We start from the raw sequence: 16923 nt of genomic DNA, 5'->3' as shown, positions 1-16923 counted from the left end.
ACGTCCTATGACGTATAAGCTTCGAGAGCGGCAATGGCCTTGCCGAGCGGCCCGATCAGAGCAGTCTCGATCTCCTGGAGCCGACGCACTATCGCCAAAAGTGTCAGAGCTTCTGCCTTGTCGCTTATTTCGAATGCGACCTCTGTCAGCCACTCACCGCACACTGATGACCATTGGGCGATTTCAGAGCGAGATGCTGCCGCAATTACAGCCACCCGAACTTCGTCATTTGCGCTGGGTTTAAAGTGTTTCCGCCGACGCAATATGCGTGTCAGGATACGGAGTGTATCGGCAAGCTCACTACTTCGACTGACTGCAGCGACAATTGCCAACCCACTTATTAGACTGAAGACGCGCGCGTCGTCGTCTAGGTTCTCTATCGAGAACTTCACACGCCTAAGGGCCGCCGCAGCTAGCTCGGAAAGTTCCGACGGCAAGACGTCTACGAGAGAGACATTCACGAGACCTGCGAATGAGTTCGCGGTTAGGGTTTCCGCTTCGAGAGAGGCCCGGACTTGATCCAGGATATATTCTGGCACTCTGCCTTGCGGAGTAAGCGAACCCTCCAATGGGCTGGGAAGGCTGGCGAAGGGCCAGTCCACCGCCTTTGCGAGCGGTGAATCAGGGCCGACAAGGAGCGCGCGAAGACGGTCGAATGTAATTCTATCGTCGTTCGTTGCTACGGCATTTCTGATCCGACCGATAAAATCTGCCCTGATCTGCTCTGCATGTATGAAGTCAGGCAACCAACGCGGTTCGATCCGCAAATCGACGAGACCTTGAAGGTAGAAATCGTGGGACGATCCAAGCCGGTCAGCCCACTGGACGACCGCAGCGCGATCGACAGGTGTGCCGCTGAAAGCCCGTAAAATGACAGAGGCCTGAGCGAGAGACGCCTGTTTGCGATAAAAGGGTTGGCTTCGAGGAAATGCTTTCTTCCTGGAAAGCTCTGATGCGGTAAGCACCGCCATCTGCGACAGAAGCGCAAACTCGCTTTCATCCCTGTGCGGATCGTCGGCGATGAAGTCCCCGACCACCGCCTCGACAAAGGAGGCCAGCACCGGCTGCGTATCGCAGTGAGCGAGAGCTATTTCGACCGCCGCGACTTTCGAGAGCGGATCATCGTCTAATGCAATCTTGGAAAAGATCTCGGCGAGCATCTCTTCCCCAACGTCGGGCAACTGAACTGTTTTGGAAATTGCGCCAAGCGAGCACAGCGAGAGTGCGAACCGAAAGCCTTTCTCCGGCTTCCAGGCTTGCCATGTGGCGATCAACCGGGATGCTTCATCTACGTATTCATCGAGGGTGGTGAACTCGGTGATCTCGCCTATCAAGCGTTCATAGTACCTCGGATCGGACGGGATGAGGTTAGAAAGGTCCGCGGTGCCTTCCATAAGGCTATCATTTAAGCCTTGATAGACGCCTGTAGGCATGAGCGCCAATTCGCCAACGAGCTTGCCAAATTCTTCGTCACCAAGGGGATCCGGCTCGGCAAGCCGGTCATTCCAAAATTCCGCTGCGTCACCGTGGATATTCATTTCGGCGCAGGTGGCGGCGAACCATTTTAATCGGATCTCAGGATCCGCCGCCAAGGCCGCATAAGACTTCAAGCGATACCGCGCGGTCGCGCCGCTTAAAAGGAATCTGACGTCACCATCAACGGCTTTTGCGACGACCGACCATGACTCTCCGTTCGTATCGGAGACTATTTGGTCGACCTCGAGGCCATTTAAGCTTTTCCGAAGCCCGCTGAGGAACTGGTCCCTCTCGAAAACCGGTCCGTTATTGCCGATTGCAATCTTGGTTGTAATCTGGATCTGCCACTCATTGACGAATGCTTCATCGTTCAACAATTCACTGACAATGCTTGGAGGAAGGTTACTGAGAGCAATCTCAGCCATCAGGTCTCGCCGGAGGTCATTCACGAGATGGCTCCGATCTCTGGTTCCAGATCGGAGGCCGATTGGACAATCACCTCCTTGGCATGCTTGACCAAAAAGGCAAATGTCTCCGGGTCTTCGCGATGGATCGTGTCCAGAACACGTTTCTCAAGCCAATTCCAATAAGCCTCTTTGACCTCTTCCGAACGTGACGCTGCGAGAAACATGAGGCCGGCGATCCACCTTCGGTAACGATCGACGCCTTCCGAGCTGGAGTCGCCGAGCTGATGGGACCACGCCCTCACGTCAAGCACGCCCAAGAGCCAATCCGATCGCGCCTGTGCCGCCAACTGGTCCAGCGGGTCGTCCCATTGCATCCTAAGGGTCCGTAGCAAGCCAACATGCAGGTCCTCCAGCCAGGCCAACTCTACGGGAACCTGCAACGAGTTTCTCATTTGTACAAGCAGTATGCTTTCCCGCAACGCTCTTAGCTCAGCGCGTTCGATGACCTTTCCATCGATGATTTCGGTGAGGTTGAGCAACGAGCTCAACTCTTCTGCGGCGATAGGGATGAACAGGAACGCGGCCTGGCGAAGTTTGGTGCGTGCTTCACTCAGTCGTTCCGGCGAAATGTTTCCGTGATCATAGGCGTGATTTAGGACATCAAGCGTGGTGGCGACGGCGAGCTTTTGGCTCTCGTCATCATTGTGCCAGGCATGCTGATTGACAAAGCGGTCATCAACGATGGCTGCATCGACCTCCTCCGCGAAACGCAAGACCCCAATCGTTGGGTGAGCCATGGCGGCTCGTGGGCCCTCCTCGTCCAATCGGATCGCTTTCCCGAGTTTGATTTTCCCTGAATCCAGAGCCTCCCGCACTGACGATCTAAGCTTTTCGACTACTGCGATGAGCTCGTCACCAAGGACATTGTGACTGATGAGGGCATCAACCTCGTCAACCTCACTTGAGTGGACGACGGCAACAAGATCCGCTTTATGGAGCTGGTTTAACAATCCAAGAAATTGAAGATGAGAGACCGTTAAGTTATCAAGATAGACAACTGCGCCATCACGAATCTGGCGTGGTGGCTCCCATGGCACCTCACGAAGGCTGAGAGCTGCGCGAGCACGTTCAACTTCTTGAACTCGAAGCAGGCCCTTCTGAGATAGCTTCTCCACGATGTCGAGACAGCTGCATAACCGCTCGGTGTAGTCTTGCAGATCAGCCTCTTCTTTCATGAAAGTGCTGGTCCTGTAGATCGGCCCGCCTCTCACCACCAGCCTTTGGCGGCCATCATCATTATGGAACGATGCAGCTTCTACAAGCAGCTCAGCAAGGCTGTCGCCGACTTCGCGCACGAGGGCTTCGGAACGCGGAGCCGTGCTTTCGAAGACACGAAGGTATCCGTCCGAGATCAATCGCCGAAGCTTCTGCGCCTCCGCGACACGGCTTGGCTGGTGGAATAGGATTTTGGACTTTTCCTCGAAAAGAAGAGACAGCGTGTTATGCGGTATAAAGACGGTCTCGACTGAAGACAGGACCTCGTCGAAAGCGTCAAGAAAAGCCACTGTGAGAAGGGCCGTGATATCCATGGCCACGACGCGGAACGGAATACGCATCGGCCGCCGCGCACCACTGAAGCTGTAAATGTTTGACCTCTTTCTGGGGTCCCTTTCGACAAGGTTGGCGACAGCGGGGAGAAGATGAAGGCTAAGCAACGATCGCCCTAGCAGGCGAGCAGCGGCGAATAGAGGTATCTTGCCTTCAACAAGATTGTCCCAGGTGTTCGACGTTCGCTTTCCCCATTCGGGCTGTTCGTCAATAAGATCTTCTATCGATATTTTCAGGACGGGAGGAGCTTCCATTCCTTCCGAAAGCTCCGCGGCCCGCTGAAACCATCCGTGAACCTCTTCAATGTTTTCCCAGCCAGAAGACGTTGCGAGATGATATGCACCTATCAGAACTTGCGCGTCGTCCGGGCTGTGCGTTGCTGCTTCCCGCACGAATTCCCTCGCGCGGGCGGCTCCGACCTGTTGAGCAAGTTGACCAGTTCTCAGGAGTTCGAAAGGGGTTCGACGATCTCGCTCTGTCCACTCCGCCTCCACATACCCTTGCAGGACCTCCCAGTCACCCGAGACGACGGCAATCGTCACCGACAAATTGCGTGCCACTTCCGAGTCACTATCGGTTCTGAGGGCGTTGACTGCCGCTCGCGCCTCGCCGAGATATCCAAGTTCCACAAGGACCCGAGCGTGTAGAAGCTTCATCTTTGAACTGGTGGCGAGAAGAGCAGGGTAGCGATCGAAGATTTTGAGGACTTCTTCCTGGCGTTCCAGGTTGTAGAGAGCACCGGCGTAACGTTGTGCATCGGTTAGATCGTCTGTTTTATCGAGAAGCAGCTTGCCGTACTCGGCGATTTTCTCCCATTCCTCGGTTTGGTCGAGCTCAGCAACCAGCGTCCGGAGATCGGAGAGCACCCCTGAATCCTTGAAGACGCTGATCAGATGATTGACGGGATCACCATTAGCTGACGCCTCGATCAGCCTCCGCAAATGAGCGGTTTCCTGCTCAGTCAAGCCGCGACTGGTTGCCTCGGCAAACCGCTCCGTGGCGGTTGCGCGCTCCCCGGCTCTTGCAAGTGCCTCGATCTCGAAGAAGTAGACGGCCTTCCACTCGAGATGTCGAAGAAGCTGGGAGCGATGCCGATCGAGATAGGCAGCCGCTTCCGCGATGGTGGGTTTGGTATGCACGAGTACAAAACGAGCAAACGCTGCTTCGACAGAGCTGCCCCCGGATAAGGCGGTCTGTCGGTCAACTTCCTGCTCAACCTGGTCGAGCTCGACCGTTATACCAAACCGCAGGGCGAAGTTCAGGCGCCGAAGGAGAACAGAAGGTTCTCGAAGACTTTTTCGCAGATCATCCCTTGCTACATTTCTGCTTTCGGGATCCATTAGTCGAAGCCAGAGCGCTTTGTCGTCTGCGTTCGCAGCGACAGCGGGCATGCCTAGCTCCCGCATCCCGTCTCCCAATTGTTCGTAATACAGGACGGCTTGTCGTCGTAGATCGAATGACGCTGGATCGCCACGAAGTGGGTAGGTGGAAAGGTCGAACGGCATGAATTGGAGGAGAAAAAGCCGGAGTTCCTCCGGAACGGCTTGCATTAGAGTGGCATCGGCTCGGACGGACAGCAATCCGGGTGTTCGTTGCAGGTCCGCCTCCGACAGCCTCTGGCTCTGCTCGTAAGCCGTGTCCCAGCCCTCGCCTTCCAGCGCGGATTTGATATAGAAGAATTTGGCGTCGCTATCGAGCTTCGAGACATCGAGGCCAGATGCATGAAGCCACGTCTGCGCATCTGGCCATCCCTTGTCACGAAGAACCAGGATGAAGGCGGAGCCGGCAGCCTTCTGCGTATTCATCGATGTCAGGCTGGCAAGTGCTTCATCCTGTTTGCCTCGTGCCGCGATAACCAGGCCGCGCGCGATACCGACGAGTTCCGAATCGGGCATTCCAATCGACATGAGGAGGTCGTCTGCTTCGTCGGGGTCGGTGAGCGCGAGAAGTCTTGCGCACCAAGCCAGAGTTTTTGATTTGACGGGCGCGCTACATGCGGAAAGGTTTCCTCTGCGCAAGTCAGCCGCAAGTTTGCGCGCCCGGGCTACCGGGTCCGCGCCGCCAAACATACGCGTTTTCCTGAGGGTCTGCAGCTGGCGCTCGACTTCACCGTCAACCAGCGCCGGATTGGGGCGCTGCCTGGACAAATCTTCAAGGGATCGCTCTATATTCCCTAGCTTTTCGTTCTTCTCCCGGTCACTCGAAACCAGTTCCTGAAGTGTCCTGGTATTGGTCTCGGCCGCTTCAGTTAGCAGCGATCTCCCGCGCGGGGACGCAGGTGATCTTCGCAAGAAGTCGCGGACGTGGATGTACACCTCACTGCCGCGACTATCTGGGCTACAAATCGTCCGATGGCTTTGGTCAACAACAATGGGTAGTTCGGGCAAACCGGCATCCGAACTATTTGGCTGAACGATGGTCCCTATGACATCAGGTAGCCTTATCCCCATGAGCGTCTCAGGACGACCTTCGGCAAGCTGCAAGTTCTCAATACCGTTGTTGGCACTGAAGGCGCGATACCACAGGTTCAGGTCGCGGAGCTGCGGATTGTTCGTGATGAGATCCCGAGTGGACGCCGATGAACGGACGATTGACCCGATCTTGGTGAGAACGCTCGCCAGAAGCGCGCCGCGATGGGGAGTACCGAGAAAGGCAATCTTCTTGACTCTGGAAAGAAAGCTATGCGCCAGAGGGTCGGTATCGGCATCGCGCTCGGCCGTTCGGAGGATCTGCTCAACGACAAGCCCGCCGAGACTATGAGTTACGAATGCAATATTTCCCGTGGCTAGCCGCGGCTCCGACAACAGCAATGCGAGAATGTTTCCCGCACGGTCTGCGAGAGGCATGCTGTGACCGGCCCAGTTGGTTTTGGCTGCGGGGTAACCCACAAGCCATAAGCCGATCTCTGAAATGTCGTTTTCGAGCCATTTGGGCCAAACTGGCTCCGTTAGATCCGAGCTTTTCCAGGTTGTGTCTGGATGCCCGGAAAGGCCGTGAACAAACAAAACGTGCAAGGTCACGCGTTCGTAATTATCGGAAATGGGGCGCAGATCAGCCAGGGCGAATCCTCGAATAGTTTGCAGAGATTCAACACCCTGTAAGCGAGTTTACAAGTACCGGGGTCTCATTTTCCAGGTTATTGCTTTGGATTTGGGAGTGGAACTGTCCGTTGTGGCTACCTCTCTTGGTCTCCCCCGTTGATCATTCTGCGGGCAGAATATCGTCAAGTTATATTTTTCATCTCCAAGGGGCCGGAAGGCAGCCTCTGATTCTTCGTTTCCTGTGCTGCGGCGTAGTGGAGAGGGGCCTGGCTTCGCGTTAGGTTAGAGTGTGTCCGCGTTAATCGTCCAACATTAGTATCGAACAGTCGAAAGGCAGATGGGGTGCCAGAAAAACCTCTCCGATCTTTCGTGTCCGTAATGAAATCACGCAGGCATATCCGAACAATCTTAATTCGGAGATCGATTTAGCCTCAAGGCATTTATTTCCTCTGTGGGCAACCTAGCCGTTGCGCACGTTTGGATTGCGTTAATGAGAAAAATTGTTTTCTTAAAGTATCGTTGGGGACTTAGACACTGGGGCGCACTATGAGCAAGGTCGATCGTGTTTTCGAAGCTGAATGGCCGATCAATCCAGAAGGGTCATGGCCTTACAGGGTTTTGTCAGAAGCATTTTTAAAGAAGGCGTTCTTTTCAGCTCTGCCGCTAAAGACCGACACCTCGGCGGTCGTGGTACGGAAAGCCATGAAGGCTTTCTTAAAGCGCGTTCTGCCAAACTATCGAAAGCTCACCGTTGCGAACGATACGCTTGAGGCCCCTGATCAAGACAAGCTGCTTGTGCATGCGGTATGCGACCACCCACGCGCTAGGTCCCGTATCGTCGAGCTCGAACTGCAAAAAGAGCGTGATTCACCGCGCTTTGGCCGAATGCAGGCCAACGTCGCTCGGGTACGTGTCAATCAGGATATAGCAAGCCTGTTGTGGGGAGTACTCTTGGACGATCCCGAGAATGCCGCGGTCCGAGACTGGATATTCAAGTTATGCGATGTATCAATCAATTCAGGACAACAATTCTTCCTAACTGCGGCACATCTTCGCGATGCTGGACCATCGGATCAGTGGCCTTGCGATGCACGCAGCGAGCTGTTTTCTCAGGTCGTCACACTAATGGCGGCTAAGCTACCCGTAGAAGACGCGTTGGTTCTTTTCAACGAGGCCGCCGCTCGCGGCAACGAATATTTCCGACATCTCGAACCGTCGGCCGGTATAGTGTCGCTTCCTATCGATCGACATGAACTTGCACCGCCACATCTTGACAATGCGGACCGACCGCCCTTGGCTCTCCACGCGCTTCCGGTTTATGAAAAATCTCAGGCGTTGCTGGACGCGCTGGACCAATCGGAGGCTGAATTAGAACTTGCTTGTTCCGTACTTGCATCCCGCACTGTACAGCATCTTTCGAAGCTCTCCGAGCTCAACGACCAAGAATATGATGAAGCGCTCAGGTCAGTGACTCGGGTCAGGGCAGCCCGAGCGGTGGTTGAAACACGAAACAGTGAGTGCTCACGGGAGACGGAGCGACTCGTTGCCGAGAGCGCCCAACAGGTCGGCCTCGCCCCGTCAGGGATCGTACTGCCCGCTGGCTCTGTTAGTGACCACCTCAAGTCCGCAAACCGCGTCCGATCACTCGTTGAAGCAAGCGTCGGGGCCGAGCCGGTGGTCGTTTACGGATGGCGCGAGGACCTTGGCAAACAAACCGCCACAATCGACGATTTAGAGCAATTGGCCGTTTTGGCCGCCGACCATCTCGGAAAGAAGCAACTTCTTGCCCAGTTTGGACGTCAAGTCCGGGAGTATTGCCGCAGGCAATCATCAGGGTCAATTCTTCAGGGGTGGCTGCAAGAACTACGCGCGGAGGAGTTAGCAGCGCTAGTTGCAGCTTTCCCTACAAACCCCTTTCCTTTGAAGTCTATCGTGCTGAGATTGTTGAGCGAGAAGGGCGGTGATGAAGCCGCCGGTGAGCTCCGGCTTCTCGTCGATGAGGACCTAACGGCTCGCCGAGATCTTATTCGCTTTATCGATTCCGCGACATCGGCCTTTGACCGGGAGCCGATCGTGCGCAGGGTGATGGCCCTAGAGAAATTCCGGGACGCATTCTTCTTTGGCCCTTTGGCACAGGTGTCTGACCCCGCGTCTGGCCTTAGCGACGTGAACGTGGTCGGACGGACCGTGCATGAGCTCTCCCTTGTGCTCAGCGAGCATCTCGACATCGTTTACAGCGCAGACGACCTTCGGGGCATTCTCGCAGGCCCCACCAGTACTGAGGATGCATTTGGCACTTTAAAGGAGTTCATCAATACGCCAATCATGATGACTGGGATCTACAGGAAGCTTCGCGAGGCAGCGCGTGATGTTCTCTTCGCACCTCTGTGCTTGCCGTCGAAGCCTAATCTAACCGTGGTGGCGAACACACTCGCGGATATCAAATCGGGAAAAGCAGTTGAGGAGATCATCGCATCAGCAGCCCGGATTGTAGGGGGAAGGGTCGAGGCTCGTCACCGTAGTCAGTTAGAGCGTTACCTGAACCAAGGCTCTGTCTTTTTGGAGCAGTTGACGAGCGAGGGAACCGGGGGAGGAAAGTTCCGATCGCGGCACGTCGCTCTTCGCGCGAAGCTCGAAAGATGTTTGTCACAGCTTCGCAGGTCCGGCGTCGTAGGATCGATCGAGTGGTTCGAAGCGAACATTCACTCGATGCTGACAGGAAAACATTCACAACCGGAGTATTTGACCCTTATCGGTGACGCCGATCCTTTTTTTGAGAGGGAGTGGGATGAGACCGACAGTCAATGGGCCCGAGCGTATCTCGAACTCCCCGAATTCCACGACGACCGACGCCTGAACGGTTTGGAGGCGACGTCCACATTGCTATGGTGGATTTCCCAGGACCATTTGCCAACAAAGACCGAAATCGTGACGCATTTGATAGTGAGCGGAAGGTACGCAAGTGCTCTTTCGACGATCCACGAGTTCGGCGATCAGGTTGACGTCGAGTCTCTTCTAGCCCGCTTGGGCAATGAAACTGGTCGCCAAAAGAGCGAAGCTATGGGTCGCCTGCAGACCCTTCGCGATTTGGCTACCGAGGTGAATTTCGCAGACGGCTCCATGTTGGATGGGGTCGAAGAAGCCATCGACAATCTTGACTTTGATGCTGCTCAAGAACGCGGCGACCTCGCGGAGCTGATGCTGTACGAAGCACAATCCACGGCGCGGCCACCGTTGGAAAGCGAGTCGGACGCCAGCAGACGCGGACAACTCACAAAGCTTTTGCTAAAAGCTGGAGTTACCGTCTTTGAAGACCGGTCTCCGATCTACGACCTCGAGCGGCAATGGACCGAAGAACTCAAGCGGCGATCAGCTAACCGAACGCACATCCGATTGGCCGAGAGCACTTTCGCGACCGCATCGAACGTCCTATCTGACGTGGCTGTGGAACTGGCCGTCTTTGAGGATTTGACTAAGGACCCCGACACTTGGCTGCCGTCAAAGACGGCCGATCTTTTCTCGGAAATGCTCGAGCCATCCGCCTCCAAGCTCCGCACCTGGATAGAGTCTTCCCCTGCCTTTTCGTTCGCAGCCAAAAATGCCCTGCCAATTCTTATTCGATGGTACCTAAAGTTCTTCATCGAGATCGCTCGGACACTGAGCGCCAATAGCGATGATGAACCAGATGGGGTTCTGGAGCGCGTTTACGAGATCTCGGACATCATCGGATCCTCGGGTGAGCCAATCAACTGCATTGCGCGCCTTACCGAAATTGGAGAAGTATTTGCGGATGAGCTCGCGGAAAGTTCGCCCGTGCAAGAGGCCGACGCATTCGACGGGGACGAGCCCCAAGATGCGTTCCCCGCCAGGGACACTAACGAGGAGGTCGGTTACGACAAGACCATAGCTTCGTCCCTGATGTCTAAGGTCGGCGAGGCGATGATTGAGCGAGAGTGGGAAAAAATCCTGGAGCTGGCCGCCGCTAATCCAACGGTTGAATATTCGCATTACTTTGCTGAGTTGGCTCGCTTGGTCATCGCCGCCGATGAAGGCTCGATGCCGCAGATTTCGAGCGAAGTGGCCGAAGTGAGCTCATTACTTTCTTCCGACGATCTGCGTTTTATTCCTCGCGCCATTCGCGCCGAGATCGCTTACAGAATCGTTTGCGTCGCCCTGGAGCTTCGGCGCAGACCCGACGGCGGCACTTGGGCAGATGTCTTGGCAAACCGCCCCGACGCGGTGAAGAACATATCGCAACTTTCAGGCAATAGTCGGCGAGCGGTGGAGAATTTGCTGAAAGGCAGCCTTGGTTTGGAGTTGGCCGACAAACTATGGGACGCCGCGACAAATACGGGTGAACCCCAAGCTATTCGCACGCCACTGCTGTTCTTCCTTTACGATCGTTCCTCCGAACTGGTCCTCAAGCTGGCGCAGAAGCACGAACCACCTTTGCGCGATAAACTGGAGCAGCTTTTCGAGATAAGGTCGGTAGCAGTGACCCGTGGAGACCTTGTCCCCGTGGCTCAGTCGCTTGCGGCGCAGACAGCCCAGCAGGCGAAGGCCGGCCCCTTCCGCAATTTCATTCGGGGCCTGCCATCGGCACACCGTGGAACAGCCCAAATTGCTCGCCACAACCGACGAGCAGATTTCATTTCGACTAGAGAACAGTCGACCAACGCGCGTTGAGTTACCAATAACCATAGAGCCCCGAGGGTTGGTGCCGGAGGTATTGAGCGTGACGCTGTTCCAAGAGGACGATGTCACTTTCATCGACGGAAGCCGACGAATGGATCTAACAAAGCAGCCTGTGTATTTTGCCGCAGATTACTTGGTGTCGATCAAGCTTGGGACTAGCTGGGCGAAGCGCGATTCGGAGCCAGTCCGGGAATTGCTCCGCATGCGCGTTGGAGCCAAGACCCTCACAGGCGATGTCATACATACGGACATCGCATGCCAGGTTTTTCAGCAAGATCGCGGACGCGGAAGCGGTCACTCGCTCGACAATTCGTCGCTCTGGGAGATCTATCCTGGGGTTGGTAGTCAGCCCGCAAAGGACGAAGAGTTCATAGGTCGCGTAACAGAGATCGAGCAGCTTCGGACCGTGCTTGTTTCCAGCAAGAAACCTAGCCCGGTTCTGCTCACGGGCATGCGGCGCGTAGGCAAAACCTCGCTTCTTCAGGAGTTCCACAAATCATACAAGCAACCGAATGGTCCCAACGCCGTGACTGTTTACCTTTCGATTGCAGAAAAGCGTTCGGCGTTTATGGACAAGAACAAGGATGTGTCGAGCACCATGTTTTCTGCGATAGTGAACGTCCTGGCGAAACGGGTGTCGGTTGGCGATAAAAACCGCGACGTCGTCGCCAAACTTCAATCGAAGTTGGATTGCGACTGGCAATCCGTGCGCGTGAAGCTGCAAGCATGCTATGACAAGGATAGCCTCGCGGAATCCCTCGTTTATCTGAGCGAGAAACTTCTCGAGTGGTTGGGAGGAGCCAGCAAGCGCATCATCTACCTGGTTGACGAGGCTGAAACTCTTGTTGTCCCCTACCAAGCAGGGGGTACGAAGCGCACGGAGCTAGAGCAATTCCTGCAGAGCCTGCGTGAGGTATCGCAGGCGTCAGAGAACATCGGGATAGTATTGTCAGGAAGCAATCACATAGACGTTTTTGCGAGGGAATATAAAAACGCGTTCTTTGGAAGTTGCTTCTCGCTTAACCTCAAGGGTTTGGATGATCCCGTCGACTGCTCCCACATCATCGCACCCCATAGGGTTAAGCCTTTTGTGCAGTTTGATCAGGCCGCGATCGAATACGCCGCGCAGATCTCTGCTGGCATGCCGCTATTCATGTGGCAGCTCGGTGCGGCGACTGCCGCACTCGTGCGCAGCGGACGGGCAACAAAAACGGACGTGCGACGCGCCGTCCAAGCGCTCGTCCTCGATGATGGAGTGACCTTGCCTTTCAAGGCTTATGAAATATTGGAGCCTCTGGAGCATATGCTGGGGCTTCGTCCTGAGCCGGAGCCAGACCTCCTGTGGATGCTTCTCTACCGAGTAGCGAATTCAACTTCCTTGGTGGCGCCTGAGGCAAACGTTGGCTTTATCCTCGACCAAACGTTGCTTGGCGTGAGAGACAAGGACGTTTGGCGCCAGCATCTTGTTGCTTTGGCGGAGATCGGCATCCTGGAAATTCCGAAACCCGGCGAATATCGCTTCAAAATTCCGATCTTCGCGGAAGGTTTCCGTGCAGTAAAGCAGTGGGGTGAATTCACTCTGCGTCATCAGAGAGCAACCATATGAGATCGCATTGCGGATGGTTCGCCGAGCGGGCGACGGCCACCTGGAGAGCGTCTCCAGGTAGGTCTTATCTGGTTTTGTCTCCTCATGGAATTTCCGAGCCAGGGTTGGCTGATCTGCTCAAGCAGACAGTGGAAAAATCATTCATTGTTCCCAGAAAATTCTCGAACGCTCGGCCCGTTGTCCTCCGAATTTCCCCGGACACAACATCATCCAGCAGGCATTTCGTGAAGCGCATTGGTCTTCTACTAGGGAAGGCATGCTCTGTTAAAATGAATGCTGGAGGATTGGAGGATCCAAGCGATTATTTGCTCGAGCTTGTGGAGCAAGCCCTAGAGATGGGTGTCTACCCAATACTGATCATCGAGCGGTTTCACGCCTTCGTCGATATCGTGGACGATCACCTGCTATCGACTCTGTCAACCCTTCGATCATTGGAGCACGAGTTCCAGATAACCACGATTGCCATTTCACCAATCTCGTATGCGCAAATGCGCAAGCAGATGGCCCCGACCTCCGCATTCGTCAGCTCCTCATATGGGGACAATCACGACAGAGCTGTTCCGACGCCGCTCAGCAAGGAGGATTTTGTCGCAAGCGCGATCCTACGCGGGCTCAAGACCGGAGAGGCGTATAGACTTTACCAGCTGGGCGGTGGTCCAGATCTTTTTTACGAACGTCTCATCGAAGCGAAACTCTCGGGTGAGGCTGACATGATTGGCGCGACGTTGGCCAGCTTGGGCGATCATGTTGCCACGTTCATGAAGCGCTCTTTTTCCGAGATAATGGATGGATCGGGAGAAATACTTGCCCGATTGGGCCTGGGCGCGCTCACGCTTGCCGACCAGAGCATACTGCAAGCAAACGCCTTAAAAGCATTTGTGGTAAAAGAGACTGCGACAGGGTCGGTGGCGTCCACGCCTATTTTGGCGCGGTGGGCTATCATGAATGGTCAGCCAGACTGGAGGGGCTACGAACTTTCGATGGAGGCGCTCCAGGCAAAGGATTACGAACGTGCCTCAGCGTGCCTTTCTGAGATGCATCATGCGCATCCGCGCCTGAAGTGCTTCTCGGATGTCGTAAACTTGCTGGCCACTCTTGGCAGAGGAGTAGATATTGGCATGCTTTCCGTTGAATGGGATCGTGTGGGACGAAGTGCCACCTTAGTTGCAGGAAATGAACACACACCCGTCAACGTCCGGAACTGGGCCTGCCAACTCGAGGGTTACTCCAAAATGATAGCAGCGGCTTTCGGTAAAGGAGAGAGGGCGCAACTTGACAAATTAACGGTGTTAGCGGACGATTCACTGCATGAGGCAATGCTCATTTACTTTGTTTCTGCTTTCATCGAAAAGGTAAAAAAGCTTCAATCGGCAACTGCCAAGGTCAAGGCGTTAGCAACGGTTCCTGAGGCAATCATGCAGGGTATCGGCGCCGCGAGATGCAATATCAAATATACGTCTGCCCCGGAGCTTGATCAAAGCCTGCCATACGCGGATTTCTTCGCGGGGCCGGGAAAATTCAGGGTGCCTGAGGTAGGAGCGAAGCTCGATTTGACAGCACTCCTTGTGGTTGTTTCAGCCTCTCTCCGAGGGACTGCTCCCGACACAATATTGTCCGATCGAACAAAGGTGGTCAAGCTTCAGTCGAAGCTGGTGCAACATGTGCGCAACCCGTATGCGCATACGTCGGCAGTATATGATGAGCAGGACGCTCAATATTTGATCGATGTTTCAGAAGACCTGATGTTCGCGTGGAAAGCCGGTGCTCAGCTCCCGACAACGGCGAACCCCTTGTCCGAGGCAGTGCCAACTGCCGATTACCTCATCGGATTGCTCTACGGCGACTTCGCGATCGACGATCCCACACCGGAGACGGCTGGTTGGTCAAGCGTGGAACGACAAAGTGTGAGCTAAATTGGCAGCGACCCAGCCCCCGTAGCCGCAACAAATGATGAAGCAGGAGCGGCTTACTCCCAGCGGGAGGAAACCGAGCCATCAGGGGCCGGAACAACCTATTCTAATATTCGGCGACAACTAGCGATTATTACGTTGGAACGGGGGTCAGTCTTCGACGCCTTGGGTGTGGTCAAAGGCGAGGCCGAAACACAGGTAACGAATTGCAGCGCCCGCCCTGGCATCAAACTAGACCCACCTGCACGCCTGAAATTGCTACAACATGGGCTGGAACGATATCGCCCAAGAACTGCTATAAAGGCAGTCAGGAAACGAATGTGGATGAATAACCTGAATTACCGCGCAGCGTTGGCGGGAGAGTTAGTGAGCCTGTGGCTTCACCAAACGATTGAATATAAGGCCATCGAGGCAGCACCCAGAACTGCCCATCGCGCTCCGTTGAACAGAGTTCAGCGTTCAGCCTGTGGATTACCTCAACTGAAGGCTATTCGTATATCACAGCAGCTCGGCGCGGCGATAGTGTGGTATGGTCAGCGCCGGAGTCGTCCATGTTCAACAAAAAAATTGTCTTTGTCGTCGGAGCCGGTGGGAGCTTCGAACTCGGCTTGCCGGTAGGCGAGACGCTGAAAGGCATTATCGCAAAGAAACTTGACCTTCCCCAGCCTGGGCGCGGTGTCGGAAGTGGGGATGATGTTCTTCGGAAGGCTCTTGTCTACAGAGCTAAGAAGGCTGGAGGAGACATAAATCAGCAGATGCATCGTCACTGGATAGCGGCGCAGGCTGTTCGATCTGCAATGCCGCAGGCTATTTCAATCGACAACTATCTGCACACCCACGCATCGGATGAAGACGTTGTTACGGTAGGAAAATTCGGCATCGCCGCCAGTATTCTGGAGGCCGAACACAAAAGCAAAATCTATCACGAGCATCATGGGCGACCAGAAATCGACTTCACTCATGCTCCGGATAGCTGGCACAACACGTTTTGCAAAATCCTCACCGAGAATGTGCAGCTAGATCGGCTGGACAAGATTTTCGAGAACGTGACTTTCATCACGTTCAACTACGACCGCTGCATCGAACATTATGTTCTCTGGTGGCTTATAAGGTATATGCGCCTCTCATGGGAGGACTGCACCGAACTTTGCCAAAAGCTGAAGATTTTCCATCCGTATGGGAAGGTATGCGGGCTACCATGGCAACGAACAGGGATGCCTTCTTCTGAGTATGGTTGGCCCGCCGAGCATGAGATTCTGAATCATGCAGCGGGGCAAATCCGCACCTTCACCGAACGGGTAGACGACGAGAAGATGCTCGCGGACATGCGTGGCGCAATCAGCGAGTGTGAGCAGCTGGTCTATCTGGGCTTTTCATTCGGCATGATGAATATGGAACTGATGAATGTAGATGGTGGAAGCAACCGGAAGCGAATATACGCCACCGCCCTGGGAATGTCTGAGCCAAACAAGGCACTTTCGTTGAAGCGGATCGTCAACTCCGTCAGCGGGGTGTCCGATGTCGTCATTGAAGCCAACCTGCTGAATTCCACGGCCAACGCCTTGATGAAGGATTACTGGTACGAATTCTCGTACTAGCCCCAGCTATAATTCTCCCAGACCTTATCTATCGCCCAGCGCGAGGCAATGCAATTTCGAGCATCTTAAAGCACCTTCAAATACCTTTTGACGGATTCCCTTAAATAACTATGACGAAGCCGTAATCCGAAAGAGTTGACCGTCGTCCGTTGCGACGAGGACGCAACTCATTGTTTATCAAACTTCCCGCGTTCGAGGCCGATGTAGACCGATCTCGCACCCGGTTCGACAACGCCATGCTCATGGCACTCGATTTATCGGCCCTGGCAGAGAAAGCCACGAACGGCGCACTTGCTCCCGTCAACGAGCTTCTGCGACGTATTCAAAGCATTATGGGTAAAGCCAAGGGCGAGGAGCCTGAGCAGAACCAGTTGTCGTCGCCACCCGATCAGAAGAAGCTTGAGGCGCCGCCAAAGCGGATAGAGTATCAACCCGACTGCAACATGGACGACGACATTCCATTCTAGCGCCCGCCGACCCGTCGGCCTATCGCACTCCGCCAACATCGTGCCCGTGGCAGCGGCGGCGGAATTCGGCCGGCGTGCATTTTACTGCCACCTAGCGCCTTCACGTGCCACCGCA

The 16923-nt window shown here is 54.9% G+C and carries 7 protein-coding genes; 5 read left to right on the top strand and 2 right to left on the bottom strand.

The window, feature by feature from the left end; all coding sequences use genetic code 11:
- Positions 1 to 5 precede the first annotated feature (5 nt).
- Together ASD32_RS02480 and ASD32_RS02475 are read right to left on the bottom strand one after the other, a co-directional pair.
- Entirely contained in the window at positions 6 to 1901 is a 1896-nt protein-coding gene (locus tag ASD32_RS02480) for a hypothetical protein (protein WP_156383027.1), read from the bottom strand.
- 20 nt (positions 1902 to 1921) lie between these two features.
- Positions 1922 to 6511, bottom strand: a complete 4590-nt coding sequence (locus tag ASD32_RS02475; protein ID WP_156383026.1) for a hypothetical protein — start codon at positions 6509 to 6511, stop codon at positions 1922 to 1924.
- Positions 6512 to 7078: 567 nt separating this feature from the next.
- On the opposite strand from ASD32_RS02475, the gene ASD32_RS02470 reads away from it, so the two are divergent.
- The 5 genes from ASD32_RS02470 to ASD32_RS02450 all read left to right on the top strand — a co-directional run bounded on the left by ASD32_RS02470 (position 7079) and on the right by ASD32_RS02450 (position 16808).
- Positions 7079 to 11218 carry a hypothetical protein gene (locus tag ASD32_RS02470; RefSeq protein ID WP_156383025.1) on the top strand — a complete coding sequence of 1380 codons (4140 nt, stop codon included), beginning with the start codon at positions 7079 to 7081 and terminating at the stop codon, positions 11216 to 11218.
- A gap of 49 nt (positions 11219 to 11267) precedes the next feature.
- Entirely contained in the window at positions 11268 to 12833 is a 1566-nt protein-coding gene (locus tag ASD32_RS02465) for an ATP-binding protein (RefSeq protein WP_060636323.1), read from the top strand.
- Positions 12834 to 12937: 104 nt separating this feature from the next.
- Positions 12938 to 14746, top strand: coding sequence for a hypothetical protein (locus ASD32_RS02460; protein ID WP_156383024.1), 1809 nt, complete (start codon positions 12938 to 12940; stop codon positions 14744 to 14746).
- 548 nt (positions 14747 to 15294) lie between these two features.
- Positions 15295 to 16341 (top strand): hypothetical protein, encoded by a 1047-nt coding sequence (locus ASD32_RS02455; RefSeq protein WP_060636321.1) that lies wholly within the window; start codon positions 15295 to 15297, stop codon positions 16339 to 16341.
- A gap of 170 nt (positions 16342 to 16511) precedes the next feature.
- Complete coding sequence (locus tag ASD32_RS02450; RefSeq protein WP_060636320.1) at positions 16512 to 16808, top strand: hypothetical protein; 297 nt, start codon at positions 16512 to 16514, stop codon at positions 16806 to 16808.
- The last annotated feature ends 115 nt before the right edge of the window (positions 16809 to 16923 follow it).

Origin of the sequence: Rhizobium sp. Root483D2 (assembly GCF_001426685.1) — a bacterium.
GTDB classification, from domain to species: Bacteria; Pseudomonadota; Alphaproteobacteria; order Rhizobiales; family Rhizobiaceae; genus Pararhizobium; species Pararhizobium qamdonense.
Note: the sequence above shows the minus strand (reverse complement) of the source record. Positions and strands in the feature narration are given on the sequence as shown.

Excerpts from the sequence above, each read along its gene's own strand:
- ASD32_RS02480 (WP_156383027.1), bottom strand. The coding sequence starts at position 1,901 with ATGGCTGAGATTGCTCTCAGTAACCTTCCTCCAAGCATTGTCAGTGAA.
- ASD32_RS02455 (WP_060636321.1), top strand. The coding sequence starts at position 15,295 with ATGTTCAACAAAAAAATTGTCTTTGTCGTCGGAGCCGGTGGGAGCTTC.
- ASD32_RS02470 (WP_156383025.1), top strand. The coding sequence starts at position 7,079 with ATGAGCAAGGTCGATCGTGTTTTCGAAGCTGAATGGCCGATCAATCCA.